Genomic DNA, 13482 nt, shown 5'->3' with positions numbered 1-13482 from the left:
GGCTGATCCCCGCTTAAGCGGCACGATCGCATGTCAAGATTCAGCCGGAAGCGAGGAGGTCTGCTTCCAGCTCACGTCACGACGGGCGTCTATGCGGTTGGATCCGGGGAACTGGGGGTTGGCATGAGTGTGCCCATGGAGCGGTGCGGCGAGTTCGGTCCAGAACTTCGCAAACGGCGGCTCGCCGCAGGGTTGACACTCACCCGACTTGCTGAACTGCTCAGTTACAGCAAAGGCCATCTCAGCAAGATCGAACGCGGCCACAAGGCGCCGCCGCCGGAACTCGCCCGTCGATGCGACGCTCAGCTCGACGCCGGTGGCGAACTCGAGCAGTTCCTGACGGCCTCGCCCCGGGAGCCTCGCCCCGCGGGGGCCACTAGGACCGAAGCCGTAGAGAACCCGCTGTCACTGGCCGAACATGGAGGTGGCCGATCTTCCGGAAGCCTCGGGCGGCGTCGACTCCTTGCTGTCGGAGCGTCATCTCTGCTCGGCGGCGACCTTGCTGCCCCTCCGTGGCCGGCCGCATTCACAGCGACCGGCCGCGTAGGAACGGCAGTGGAATTCGCTCCGGCCGAGATCTTCCGGGATCAATTCGACCAGATGCGGCGTCTCGGCCAGACCAGTGCCCCCGGTACGCTGCTCCCCCTACTCACTGTCCAGACCCAGACTCTGGGTGACCTCGCGACCCAAGCCGACGCAGCGAACCGCAGCCGACTGCTCGTGCTCGCCGCCCGATATGCCGAGTACGCGGGCTGGATGGCCCAGGAGGCCGGCGACGACTCCTTGGCGCTCCGGTGGACCGCCCAGGCCGTCGAACTCGCGGAGGTTGGAGGCGACCGCCATCTCGCCTCGTACGTCCTGGTTCGGCGCGCGCTGATCGCCTTCTACGCAGGCGATGCGACCCAGACCGTACAGCTCGTCGGGCCGGCACAGAGCGGCAGCCTGCCGCCCAGAATTCGCGGCCTCGCAGCTCAGCGTGAGGCCCAAGGGCACGCCCTAGCCGGGGACGACTACGCCTGTCGGCGCAGCTTGGAACGCGCCCGGAACCTACTGGCCATCGCCGGTGCGGAGGCCGATGAGGGTGCACCCGTCCTCGGCACCGTCAGCCTGGCCGACCCGGCAGCCATGGTCACCGGATGGTGCCTGTACGACCTCGGCCGAGCTGACCAGGCCGCCGAGGTGCTTGACCGTGAATGCCCGAGAATTCCTGGATCCGCGGTCCGCAGTCGTGCACGATACGGCGTTCGACGTGCCCTCGCACACGCTGCCAGTGGAGAGCCGGAGCGAGCCTGCGAAATCGCTTCGGAGCTCCTTCCCTTCGTTCCGGCACTGAGGTCCGCCACCATCCAGACCGACGTCCGGCGGCTTGCCCGGGAACTGCACCGCTTCCGGGCGAACCGGAGCGTTCGGGATCTTCAGCCACTGCTTGCCACCGCGTTGCACCCCTGAACCGTGCCCGCGGTCCGCTCTCCGCCCTCACTCACCGAAGGTGTATCCCGCCATGCCCGATATCTTCGTCAACTACCGCACCAACGACGAGGACGCCACCGCCACCTTGATCGAGCGCGAGCTCTCCCAGCGCTTCGGCACGGATCGAGTGTTCCGCGCCAGCAAATCCATCAGGATTGGCCGTGCCTTCCCTCAGGAGCTGGTGACCGCTGTCCGTCGCAGCAGCGTCCTTCTCGCAGTCATCGGCCAGCGCTGGGCGAGTGCCCGGACCACGGATGGGCGACGCGCGCTAGATGATCCGGAGGACTGGACCCGCAGGGAGATTGTCGAGGCCTTCGAGAGCGGAGCTCTGGTTGTCCCGGTGCTCGTGGGGCGTGCTACGCGGCTCGACCGGCACGGTCTGCCGCCCGAGATCGCCAGGCTCGCCGACTGCCAGTACCGCCGCTTCGATCACCGCGACGCGGACTCCTGCCTCAGCCGCCTCGGTGACGACCTCGCCGAGGAGATTCCCCAACTCGCCGAAGCGGAAAGGATGATCGCTCAAGCAGATGGCGGCCTCGGTGGCACCCCATACGGGGTCGGCCGCGGCGGCGGTGTGGTCGACGCCGATAGCTATCGGCACGATCAGAGCGGTGGCATCGGAGAGGTGGGCCGCGACGTGGGAACGTTCATCAACAACGCCAGCGGGCCGGTGCACACTGGAGGCGGCACGCAGAACAACACCATCCGACACGGAGGCGTCGAGTTCCACGGCGACGGCAGCAACTACGTCGAACATGGCACTGTCAACAACCGGTTCGGCGGGCGGCGCGACCGCGAGGAACGGCGTCGGTGAGTGACACGGGGGACGCCACGTGGATCGGCCGTGCGGCGGGGCAGACTCACACTGGAAGTGGAGCCCAGAACAACTACTACTACTTCGCCTCGGAGCGACTCATTCGCGGCGGCGCCGATCCGCTGCGCATGGCGGTTGATCGTCGTCTTTGGCTGAGTCGGCGTTTCGTTCCTCCGCCCGGGTACGGGGACGCCGTCCGGAGGCTGGAGGAACCAGGTACGGCCGTTCTGCTCTCTGGCACCCCGGGCAGTGGTCGACGCACCGCCGGCGTCGTGCTGTTGCACCGCATGGGCGCCGACGGCGACCCATTCCGTGAGGTCACGCTGGATGGTGAAGGCGACGAGCCGGCGGAACTGGCGGAAGGCGAGCGTGTTCTTGTCGATCTGTCGACCGTCTCTGAACAGGAACTCGTCGACGCACAGGTCATGGTCAGGTCGTACTGGGACAAAACCGGGCGGGTCGGCGGCCGACTGGCGGTGGTCCTGTCCCGGGAACGAGAGCATCTCCTGCAGTCGGACCTACGCCAGCTCCTGGTACGGACCGGCCGCCCCAAGAGCGATGAGGTCATGGCACGGCACCTGCGCTGGGACGGCATCGAGGTGTCGCTTCCGCAACTGCGCGACTCGGCCATCGGCGAGCTCTTGGAGGGTTCGCCCATGGGGGACCTGCAGCGGCTGTCAGAGCTGGTGGTCGAGGCGCGCTCACAGGGGGAAGCCTTCGATGCCTGGGCCGTGAAGGCCGTCGCCGCACTTCGGGACCGCGGCCACGAGGTTGCCCAGCACATCGCCGGACTGCCAGATGGTCGCCAGCGGGCGCTGCTGCTCACGGCGGCGATGCTGGACGGGGCTCCGGTGGATGCGTTGTTCCGGCTCTCCACTGAGCTGCTGATGAAGCTCGGCCACCCGCCGGACGAGCGGCCTCGACTCGACCAGACCGATCTGACCGAGCGCCTGACCGAGCTGCGGGTGAAGGTGAGCCAGGGGCGGATCGGTTTCGACGCCTTGGCGTACGGACCGGCGGTTCGGTCTCATTTCTGGCTCTACTACCCGGACTTGCGATCAGCCTTCGGAGCCTGGGTGGAAGCCGTGGTCAGAGAATCGGAGTGGCTGGACCAGGTCGGGCGCCGGAAGCTGGTCAGCCGGTTCACCGAACAGGCGTTGAGGGCTGGAGACGCCTATGTCCTGACCGATCTGGTCGAGTCGTGGGCGATGGAGACCAGGTTGCTTCCCGAGGCAATGGCAGTGCTGGACCAGGGACTCAGGGATGAGCGATTGGGCGCGGCGTTCAGGGTGAAGATCTACGTCTGGTCGAGGGAGCCGCGGTTGCAGCCGAACATGGTACGAGGTCTGGCGAGGATCTGCGCAGACGTAGTGGCGGCGGATCACCCCGACCAGGCGCTTGTCCGCCTGCACCAGCTTGCGCGGAGGGAGCCTGGGGGCGCACCGCGATATGCCAGGGAGTCTTTGCTGGAGCTGGTTCGCAGAGACCAGCGGCTGTACGAGAGGCTGCTCCATCGAGTGCGCGAGGGGATGGAGCAGGGGAAGTTCAGACGCCAGGATGCCGGGATCTTCCTGGAGCTGATGGACCCACCCGCGCCGGAGGCGAGGCGCGAGGAGGTGGCTGCGGGCTGGTACGGGGTGTTCACGGTGGCGGCACCGGAGGAATGGGGGCCCAGGATCACGGCATGGCTCGCGGCGGCCCAGGGGGAGAGGGATGGGGGCGGGTGGCTGATGAGAGTCCTCATCGAGGCTGCCGACGGCAGGCTCGACGTTCTCAGCCGCTGCTACCTGCTGGCTTGTGAGTGGGAGGCCCAGTCGGACGATGAACCGGGGCCGACGAGTCGAGCCGCTGTGGCGGCGCGCTTCTGCCGAGAGATCGACCGTGCGCAGGGCATCGAGCCGTTGGACCTGGCCTCGGCCGGGACGAACGAGGGGAGAAGCGAATGAAGGGTACGGGGAAGGCGCCGCTCGTCGGTCTGGCCCTCGCAGCGGGCCTGATGACCGTGGTTCTCGGAGTCTCGGCCAGGTGGCCGGTCTGGCTCTGGGCCATGCCGGCTGTGATCGCCGTGGTGCTGGCAGCTCTGCTCGCATCGGCGCGATCTCCGGAGCCGGAGCCGGAGCCGGAACTGGAGCCGGAGCCGGAGCCAGAACCGGCGGGCTCGGATGAGCCGCGATGGGAGGAGACCCGCGTGGACGAAGTCGCGTTGCCGAGCCGCGTGCCGGACTACGATTTCTGCTTCTCGGCAGTGGTGTGGTGGCGTCCGATCCCGAACGCGACCGGACTTGTGCACGCAGACCCCGCCAGTTTGGCGATCGAGACAGTGCTGGCTCGCGCCCGCGAGTTGGCCGAGCGCGAGGTTCCCCAGCGGCTGGGCCTGCTACAGCACCGTCTGAACGGCGTGCTCGGTACACAGATCCGGGACGTGTCGGGCCTAGTGGAGGCCATGGGCGGTCAGGTCGAGCTGAGGTTGTCGGAGGATGATCGGGAGCGGTTGGGAAAACTCTCCGAGGTGCGGAAGACCGAGGAAGTCTGGGAGCACGAACGGCGGTATGAGCAGAGCAGGCGGGCCTACCTCGGCGGCGATGTCCTGAAATCGCCTGGCAGTGCAGTGGTGTGGTGGTTGGCCCGTCACGACGACAAGGTCACGGAGGCGGTCGACATGATCGGTCCACTCGCGCAGCTCTCAGCGGCAGCCAATGACGAGGCTGTGGACGAGCTGTACGCACACCTGATCGCACAGCCGATGTCGCAGACGATCCCGTCCTTGGACGAGGTGGCGCCCTTCCGGCGGGGTGAGGACGACGACGGGGTGGGCGGTGTCGAGATGGGGCCGTCCGGTCACCCAGGGCCTGCGGGTCCGACCTCCGGGCCGGTCGTGGTCGGTCCGTTGAACCAGCTGCTGGACGATATCGAGTTGAAGAAGGGCTCCCCGGCAAGGGAGGTCTATGCGCGCCGGGTGGCGGAGTTCACCGAGGCAGCGGGCCTGCCCGAAAAAGCCAGGCTGATCCGGGAAGGTCTACTGGGCGATGAGGGAGGCCGCCCCGGGCACGTGTCCGGTCACGAACAGCCGGCCGAAGAGGCGAATGACGGGCCGGGCGTGCGCTGGACAAAGGTCAACGGCGCGGTGAACGGGACATCGTCGGGAGCCAGGGGCGGAGCGCAGGACTAGCGAGATTCTGACTGTTAGGTCCTCTTTGGCGGGGGTGGCATGATGTCGCCGTGACGAGCACGGTGAATCGTGCGGTCCTCGGCTACCACCCCGATCGATCGCCTCGCATGGGAACTCGGTAGAGCTCATCGCAGAGTTCATGGCTTTGCGGCACTTTGTCCGGCCCAGGTCAAAGTGCAAGCGGTGCACGCCAGCATGGAGCGGGTGGAAGGCGGCCGCCAAGCATCACTATTCGGCCGGCAGCCGTCTACATCGGATGACTTCCTGAATCGTAGTCGCTGTTTCAGGCTTCTTCCAGAGATCTCTCCTGGTCAGATAGGGTGCCAGAGTATTCCGCCGATCCCCGCCCTGACCCACACCGGACTCCCGTTCGAGAGACCGCCGTACGCACCGTCTGACTCTGGCCAACATCGGCTGTTCACCTGCGAATGGCACTGGAGATCAGGTGTCCGGCTGGGCCCGTACCAGGACCTCGCCGGCGTCGGTCCGGAAATAGAGTACGGATCGTCCGGTGCGTCGGCGTTGGATCAACTGGGCATCGAACAGCACCTTCAGATGCCGACCTACCGAGCCCAGTCCCTGATTGGTGAGCGTCACCAATTGCGTTGTGGTCTTCGGGGTGTCGAGGAGGACGAGGACGCCCGCCCGCATAGGTCCGAGCAATCTGGCCAACGCCGTGGGTGCGGAGGTTCGGCCCGCTTCGGCCAGGACACCTGAGCACGGATAGATCACGGCATACCGGTGCTGAGAGTGGCTGCTGCCGCGGATAGGAGAAGTGTCCCAGGAGACCCAGCTCTGGCAGGGCGTTACGGGGACGAACATCAGGTTTGCCCCGGTGAGCTCCAACGGCGGGTAGTCGTGTGCAGTGATCTGCAGTCGGCTCCTGCCCAGCCAGCGCATCCCCGGGCGCATGTCGTCGAGGGCTGCGGCCCAACCACCCTGGCTCAACTGTGCTGTGCGGGCGACGATGTCAGCTTCGGCAATCCGACGGCGCTGCGGCCAGTAGGGAAGCACCGCCGTCGTCCAAGTCCATTCCAGCAAGTCGGCCGCACGTTCGGCCAGGTCGGAGCGGCGGAGCTCGGTCGGGAGTGGGCCACCGAGGGACATTGCCAGGTCGTCGAGCGCGGTCTGGGCCGGGGTTTCGCGGATGTGCGCCAGCTCCTGGGCAAACGTGGGCTCGCTGACAAGGGTGGGCGTAGGCGTGATGAAGGTGGCGTTCCACTTGGAGCCGATGGCAGCCCGCACGAGCAGCGTGGTGATCGGATCTGCGTCCAGGTGCCGCTGGTATTCGGGCAGGTGGACGTCGAGCCACGCGCGGTCGGCCGGGTTCCCACCGACACCTTGTTCCAACAGCTTCAGGCTTGCCATGGCCTCCGCCAGAGGGGAGATGACGAACCGGCTCCCCGCAAGCGTATCGGCGTTGACCTGCCACCACCCCATGGTTTCGCCTCCCTGCGAAACAGTAACACCCTGGCGTTGTGGTCACTGAGACTTCGGCCATGCGGACCTATCAAGACCTCTTCCGGACACCGGAGTTCACTCCCCTCTTCCTGGCATCCTCCGGACAGGTGGCAGCCCAGACCGTCAGCGGGCTGGCCCTGGGCACACTGATTTTCCAGGCGACCGGCTCGCCGTTGCTCTCCGCCCTCGCCATGTTCGGTCCCGCGCTTGCTCAGATGATCGGTGCGACCACGCTGCTGTCGGCGGCCGACCGCATTCCGCCGCGAGCCGCGCTGACCTGGATCGCACTGCTCTTCAGCCTTGGCACAGCTGCCCAGGCGGTCCCCGGGATACCGGTATGGGGGGCCTTCGCCATCGTCTTGGGTCTCGGTGTCGTGGCCTCCTTGGGAGGTGGCGTGCGCGCCGGACTGCTCAACGAGATCCTGGCGCGCGAGGGGTACTTGCTCGGCCGCTCGATGTTCAACATTTCCTCCGGCGTCGTTCAGATCTGCGGTTTCGCGGTCGGCGGCGTACTGGTGACCGCGCTGTCACCGCGCGGGGTACTGATCGCTGGGGCCGCGCTGTACCTCCTTGCCGCGATCGCCGCCCGGTTCGGGCTCAGCAGCCGGCGCCCACGCATCGTCGGGCGGGCATCGATCGCGGAGACCTGGCGGACCAACGCGCAGCTGTGGTCGTCGAAGCCCCGTCGGTCTGTGTATCTCGTCCTCTGGGTGCCCAACGGGCTGGTCGTCGGGTGCGAATCCCTCTATGTCCCCTACTCGACCCAGGATGCCGGGCTCCTGTTCGCATGCGGCGCCGTCGGCATGCTGGCCGGGGACATCGCGGTCGGCCGGTTCGTCCCCAAGAGGTGGCAGGTACGGCTCGGCGTCCCGCTGTGTCTGCTCCTCGCCGCTCCGTTCCTGGTTTTCGCCCTGAACCCGGCGCTGCCCGTACTGATGGCTGCGGTCACGATCGCGACGGTCGGATACTCGACCGGCCTGATCTTCCAGGACCGCCTCATGGAGCTGACCCCGGAGGAACTCAGCGGGCACGCCCTCGGTCTGCACGGTTCGGGCATGCTCACCATGCAGGGCATCGGTGCCGCTGTTGCCGGTGCCGTGGCCGAGCGCACCTCACCTGCGACCGGGATCACCCTGACCGCGGCGGCGTCCGTCGCAGTCACCCTGATGCTGATCCCCGGACTGCGCGTCCGAGGTGAAGCACGTGAAGCCATCGCCGACGATCTCGCACTCCCGGAGCCTTCGCCGGGCGCCACCGGTCCCTGACTGCGGGGCATCGCAACTGTCGTACGTGCAGTAACTGCTGACGGAGCGTCGACATCCCTGACGGGGATATGTTGATCTTGATTGCATCTTCAGCGGCCCTGCATCCGCGTGTCGCAGCCTGGTTGAGCTTCGCTTTCGAACCGCCAGGGCTGCCGACACGAGGGATGACGATGCTGAGGATGGACGCACCTTCAACAGTGCACGGTCGGGACGACGGTCTGGCGGGGTACTGCGACTCTCTCTTTGCCTCCTTGCCCCGTCTCGACCAGCGGCGATGGGCGGAGGTGTACGTGCGTGGCCTGGCCAGTGTGCCCGGAAGGAAGTCGGTGCGGCGGATGTCCGAGCACGTGCTGGGCAGGCGGGCCGACCAGGCCCTCCAGCAGTTCGTCAACCAGAGCTCCTGGGACTGGGCTCCGGTCAGGCGCCAACTCGCCGACCGGGTCACGGCCGCACTCGGCCCCCAGGCCTGGATAGTGGAGGAAGCAACTGTGCCGAAGCACGGCAGCAACTCGGTGGCCGTGGAGCGCCAGTTCTCCCACTCGGCAGGCAGGGTGATCAACTGTCAGCTTGCCCTGGTCGTGATGGCGTCCGGTACCGAGGGCTGCGCTCCGTTGAACTGGCGGCTGCTGCTGCCGCCTTCTTGGGACGGGGACACCAAACGCCGAGCCCGAGTGCGCCTGCCCGAGCACGAGAAGCACCGTTCTCGCTCGCAGTACCTCCTCGACGCGCTGGACGAGATGATGATCGACTGGAAGATGAGGCCGATGCCCGTGGTGATGGACGCGCGCCAGCACGCGTTGGTGGAGCCGCTCATCCGCGGGCTGGAGGCCCGCGGGCTGCGCTACGCCCTGCGGGCCGACCCGCGCACCCCGGTGGCGAAGTCCTCGTCGGACCTGATGCTGACGGCCGGGGAGTGCCTGGTGCGGTCGGGCGCTTCAGGCGGCCTGACGATTCCCGGTCAGGACGGCCGAGTGTCGCGACCACGCTATGTCGCGGCGCTCCTGCCGCACTCGCCTGCGTCCTCCGGGCCTTCTGCCGTCCGTCGGAGGACCAGGAAAGTGGTAGCGGAATGGACTCCCGACGCGCGAGGGCCGGAGTCGGTCTGGATCACGAACCTCGAAACGGCTCGTCCGTCCGCCCTCTTCGACCTTATCGCGCTGCGCCGCAAGGCCGGCCAGGCCCTGGAGCAGTTGAGCGAGGACTCGGGCCTGCGGCACTTCGAGGGACGGTCGTTCCAGGGGTGGCATCACCATGCCACGCTGGTCTCGGCGGCACACGCGTACGGCCTCTTGCAACGGATGGCCGGTTGATTCCGGTTCTCGCCGCAGTGGCTTCGGCGGCGTCAGTGCGCCGCCGAAAGCGCAGTGTCGTCCAGCAGGTCGAGTGACCGTACGGGGGCGTGCGACTGTGAGCGTGGAAGGTCGAGGATCGGATCTTCGGTGAGCACGGCGCGGTGCAGGGCCTCAGTCCGTACGGATGGTTCGAGGCCGAGTTCCTCGACGAGTACCTGGCGCAGGTTCCGGTACGCCTGCAGAGCCTGTGCCCGGCGGCCGGACCGGTGAAGTGCGACGATCAGTTGTGCGTGCAGGTTCTCATGGGCGGGGTACTCCTTCACCAGTCCGAGGAGTTCGCCGATGAGTTCATGGTGCATTCCGATGCGCAGCTCGGATTCAATGCGTTGCTCCAAGGTGTTGAAGCGGAGCTCGTGAAGCCGAGCCAGATGCATCGAGATCAGCGGACCGGCCTGGATGTCGACCAGGGCCGGCTCCTCCCAGGATCGCAGCGCTCCGCGCAGGAGGGCTGCGCTGCGCGCGTGGTTCTCGGCCGCGAGGTGTTGTCGCGCGGTGAATACCTGGTCCATGAACCGGAGGAGATCGAACTCGTCCCGGGCGACGACCAGTTGATACCCCTGGTGTCGCGTGTGTAGTCGCGCATCGGGCGCATCTGATTCGTTGGGAATGCTCCGCAGAGCCCGCCGAATCTGCATGATGTAGGTCTGGACCGTCGAGACTGCCCTGAGGGGCGGCCTCGACCCCCAGAGTTCATCCACGCACATTGCAGTGGAGACCACTTGATTGGCGTTCAGTGTCAGAAGGGCGAGGAGTTGGCGAGGCTTCGGTGCAGTCGGAGCGTACTGCACCCCGCTGTCGCTGCCCACGAATAATGGCCCGAGAACCTTGAAATTCATCCTGCCCCCCCGCAGATTCGACGTGCCGGCCGATATGAGCGAACTCTTTTCGGTATCCACGAAGCCAGGCTTATCGAGTATGGAGGTAATCCATCAGGGGCCTCATGCTTCCGGATCGCGTTGATCTTACACATGACAAGTGCTCTCAGGGGAGACCCGCGGAGGGAACGTACACGTTCTCTGAACAGTCAGAAGGCCTCCAGGGCCGCTGACACCGCCCGCTCGAAGTCGGTCCGGTCCCCGCTGAACACGCCCGTCTGGCGCGGAAAGTTGATGACCACGTCAGTGAAGCCGAGGTCGTGGCAGCGGCCGATCACGTCGACGAACCTCGCCGGTGAGGCGTACGGGGTCTCGACGATCCTGCTCACGTTGACCAGCTTGCCGATGTCCGACGGTTCTCGTCCCACCTCCTTGCAGGCATCCGCAAGCCGGGAGATCTGCCGTTCGAGCAGGTGCCAGCTCTCCTCCTCGCTCCGCTCGCCCGGTTGCCTGGCGTCACCGATGGTGACCCACCGGGCGGCGTAGCGGGCGGCGAGTCGCATGCCTCGCGGGCCGGCCGCCGCGATGGCGAACGGGACCCTGGGCAGCTGGACACAGCCGGGAATCATGCGGGCTTCGACGGCCTCGAAGAAGGCACCTCGGTAGTTCGTCGTCGGTTGGCGAAGGAGCAGATCCGACAGCTCGACGAACTCCTCGAAACGGTCCGCGCGCTGACCTGCGGAGAGTTCGGACAGCCCCAGCAACTGTGCGTCGTTCCCTGGTGCACCGGCTCCGATGCCGAAGGCGAAGCGGCCGTTCGAGACCTGGTCCAGCGTCATCACCTGTTTCGCCAGCACCGCCGGGTGCCGGAAGTTGGGCGACGACACCAGCGTGCCGATCTCGATCCGGCTGGTGACGCAGGCGACTGCGGTCAACGTGGTCAGTGCGTCGTACCACGGGGCATCGCTCAGGCTCCGCCAGGAGTGATGATCATAGGTCCAGGCGTGGTGGAGGCCCAGGTCCTCCAGACCGGTCCAGATCAGCCGTGTCTGTTCCCAGTCGTACTCGGGCAGGACGACGGCTCCGATACGCGGGGCGTTCGGCTCGGTCGGTGTGGTGTGGATGGGCCCGGACACTCAGATGCTCCTTGGCAGGCGCGTGCAGTCGGTGTCGACACCGCCGCAGAGATGGATGGTCTGTGCAGTGATGGAGGCGGCAGCCGCGGAAGCCAGGTAGCCGACCAGGCCGGCCACCTCCTCGGGTGCCGGGCGGCGGCCTCGGGTGGGAAGCGCCTCGGCAGGTCCGGCCGGCGCTCCCCACACCCGGGCGTAGGTCTGGTCGATCCGCTGGGCCATCGAGTCCTGGTGATGACCGGGACAGACGGCGTTGACGGTGATCCCGGAGGCGGCCATCTCCTGCCCCAGGGATCTGGTGAAGCTCATCACCCCGGTCCCTGACACCGTGAAGGGCGCTCTGCCGAGCGCGCCCTGTCTCCTGCCGGTGGAGGTGATGTTGATGATCCGTCCGTGTCCGGCCCCGACCATCCCGCCCGCGGTGAGTACCTCCCGGCTGACCCGCAGGACGCTGTGCAGATTGCTGTCGATGACATCCAGCAGGAGGTCGTCGTCCATGACGGCGACCGTGTCGTCGCAGCGGCCCGCATTGTTGACGAGCACCCGGATCGGGCCGTAGCGGTTGGCCGCGGCCTGGACGAGCCGCGTGACCTGCTCCGGGGAACGGACATCAGCCGGTATGCCGTCGGCTGTGATGTTGTGGACCCGGAGCTCGTCGAGGGCCGCGCCGATCGTGTCGGAGTTGCGGCCGCAGATGAACACCCGGTGGCCGGCTTTTCCCAGCGCCATGGCCACGGCCAGGCCGACGCTGCTCGTCGCACCGGTCACGAGCGCGTTCGGGCCGGCCGACTCCGGTCGGGGGGTGCTCATCGTTGCTGTTCCTCGTTGTCTAGGGGCTGGAAGCCGGTTCAGCTGGGCGAGCCCAAGCGCCAGGTGACGAGGTCGCGGCACAGATAGTTGGGCGGTCCCATCAGCGTGATCGCGCGGGCGTCCTGGGCGAGCCGGTTCAGCGGGTGCCCCTGCGAGAGGCCGGCGCTGCCGGCCATCTCCTGCGCTCCCCGGCAGATCGCCTCGGCCTCCTCCGAGGCGAAGACCTTGGCCGTCAGAGCGGCCGCGGTGCAGTCGGGGCTCGGCCTGGTGGCCGCCTCGACCACGCCGCGGACCGCGGCCAGGCGTGAGCCGAGCTGGAAGACATGGTGCCGATGGAGCGGACTGTCCAGGAGGGACCGGCTCCGTGCGGTCTCGAGGGCGATGTCGTACGCCCGCTCGGCGATTCCGAGGGCGACAGCGCCAAGGGTGAGTCCCAGTGTGTGTGGGTACCCGATCAGCGCGGGGGTGTCGACCGAGTGTGCCAGCATGTCGTCCGGCCCCGTCGGGTACGAGTCCAACCGGATCAGGCCGGTGGCTGAGCGCCGCATGCCCACCAGATCCAGGGTGCCGTCGATCACAAAGCCCGGCTGGGCGGCATCGACAACGAAGATGCCCTGATTGGTCTGCCCGTAGCTTCCCGAAGCCCCTTCGGCCTCGCTGGTCCGGGCGAGCACCAGGTAGAGACTGGCGACGCCCGCTCCGGTGGTGAACGATTTCGCGCCGCTGAGCCTCCAGCCACCATGGGCGCGGGCCTGCGCTGATGTCGCGATGTGCTGCTTCGCCGCGTCGGATCCGGGTTCGCTCCAGGACGAAGCGATGATCGACCCTTCGAGTGCCACGGCGGAGAGCAGCCGCTTCTTCTGCTCGGTCGTACCCCAGCCCATGATCCGGCTGACGGACGCGTAGTGCAGGAACGTGATGATCGCCACCGAGGCATCCACCCGAGCCAGTGCGGTGACCACCCTGTTCACGGCCTCCCAGGAGCCGCCGAGCCCGCCGTACTCGACCGGGATCGGCAGCCGCAGGACACCACCGGTGTGCAGACTGAGCAGGGCGTCGTCACTCGGCCGCCCGGCCCCGTCGTCCGCGGCTTCCCGCTGCAAGGTGGCCAGCATCTCTCCGAGATCGGGCAACAGCTCGTCTCGCGGGTTCACGTCTGTCGGCCAGTTCATTCTTTGCTCCCTCGTCCCTGA

11 protein-coding genes are annotated in these 13482 nt (G+C 67.2%); 6 read left to right on the top strand and 5 right to left on the bottom strand.

Going from position 1 to position 13482, the window contains the following annotated elements:
• Positions 1-123 precede the first annotated feature (123 nt).
• Genes QWJ13_RS33575 through QWJ13_RS33560 form a run of 4 tightly spaced genes read left to right on the top strand, consistent with a single transcriptional unit; the run spans position 124 to position 5453 of the window.
• Complete coding sequence (locus QWJ13_RS33575) at positions 124-1449, top strand: helix-turn-helix domain-containing protein (protein WP_316529428.1); 1326 nt, start codon at positions 124-126, stop codon at positions 1447-1449.
• Between the two features lie 52 nt (positions 1450-1501).
• Positions 1502-2284 (top strand): toll/interleukin-1 receptor domain-containing protein, encoded by a 783-nt coding sequence (locus tag QWJ13_RS33570; protein WP_316529426.1) that lies wholly within the window; start codon positions 1502-1504, stop codon positions 2282-2284.
• Positions 2281-4230, top strand: coding sequence for a hypothetical protein (locus tag QWJ13_RS33565; protein ID WP_316529424.1), 1950 nt, complete (start codon positions 2281-2283; stop codon positions 4228-4230). Before QWJ13_RS33570 ends, QWJ13_RS33565 begins: the two co-directional genes overlap by 4 nt.
• The gene (locus QWJ13_RS33560) at positions 4227-5453 is read left to right on the top strand and encodes a helix-turn-helix domain-containing protein (protein WP_316529422.1); all 1227 of its coding nucleotides are present in this window, start codon (positions 4227-4229) and stop codon (positions 5451-5453) included. The genes QWJ13_RS33565 and QWJ13_RS33560 overlap by 4 nt, the downstream gene beginning before the upstream one ends.
• Positions 5454-5894: 441 nt before the next feature.
• On the opposite strand, the gene QWJ13_RS33555 is transcribed toward QWJ13_RS33560, so the two are convergent.
• Entirely contained in the window at positions 5895-6893 is a 999-nt protein-coding gene (locus tag QWJ13_RS33555; protein WP_316529419.1) for an ArsR/SmtB family transcription factor, read from the bottom strand.
• A 59-nt stretch (positions 6894-6952) separates the two neighbouring features.
• On the opposite strand from QWJ13_RS33555, the gene QWJ13_RS33550 reads away from it, so the two are divergent.
• Together QWJ13_RS33550 and QWJ13_RS33545 are read left to right on the top strand one after the other, a co-directional pair.
• Positions 6953-8179 carry an MFS transporter gene (locus QWJ13_RS33550; RefSeq protein ID WP_316529418.1) on the top strand — a complete coding sequence of 409 codons (1227 nt, stop codon included), beginning with the start codon at positions 6953-6955 and terminating at the stop codon, positions 8177-8179.
• 68 nt (positions 8180-8247) lie between these two features.
• Positions 8248-9489: an IS701 family transposase gene (locus QWJ13_RS33545; protein WP_316529416.1), complete on the top strand. Its 1242-nt coding sequence runs from the start codon at positions 8248-8250 to the stop codon at positions 9487-9489.
• A gap of 32 nt (positions 9490-9521) precedes the next feature.
• Here QWJ13_RS33545 and QWJ13_RS33540 read toward each other — a convergent pair whose 3' ends face one another.
• The 4 genes from QWJ13_RS33540 to QWJ13_RS33525 form a co-directional block, all read right to left on the bottom strand.
• Positions 9522-10427 (bottom strand): AfsR/SARP family transcriptional regulator, encoded by a 906-nt coding sequence (locus tag QWJ13_RS33540; RefSeq protein WP_316529413.1) that lies wholly within the window; start codon positions 10425-10427, stop codon positions 9522-9524.
• 128 nt (positions 10428-10555) lie between these two features.
• Complete coding sequence (locus tag QWJ13_RS33535; RefSeq protein WP_316529411.1) at positions 10556-11482, bottom strand: LLM class flavin-dependent oxidoreductase; 927 nt, start codon at positions 11480-11482, stop codon at positions 10556-10558.
• Positions 11483-12289 (bottom strand): SDR family NAD(P)-dependent oxidoreductase, encoded by an 807-nt coding sequence (locus tag QWJ13_RS33530; RefSeq protein WP_316529409.1) that lies wholly within the window; start codon positions 12287-12289, stop codon positions 11483-11485. It lies immediately after the preceding gene.
• A gap of 38 nt (positions 12290-12327) precedes the next feature.
• The gene (locus QWJ13_RS33525) at positions 12328-13461 is read right to left on the bottom strand and encodes an acyl-CoA dehydrogenase family protein (RefSeq protein WP_316529407.1); all 1134 of its coding nucleotides are present in this window, start codon (positions 13459-13461) and stop codon (positions 12328-12330) included.
• Positions 13462-13482 lie beyond the last annotated feature (21 nt).

The sequence above is a fragment of the Kitasatospora brasiliensis genome, assembly GCF_032654805.1.
Taxonomy (GTDB): Bacteria; Actinomycetota; Actinomycetes; order Streptomycetales; family Streptomycetaceae; genus Kitasatospora; species Kitasatospora brasiliensis.
Note: the sequence above shows the minus strand (reverse complement) of the source record. Positions and strands in the feature narration are given on the sequence as shown.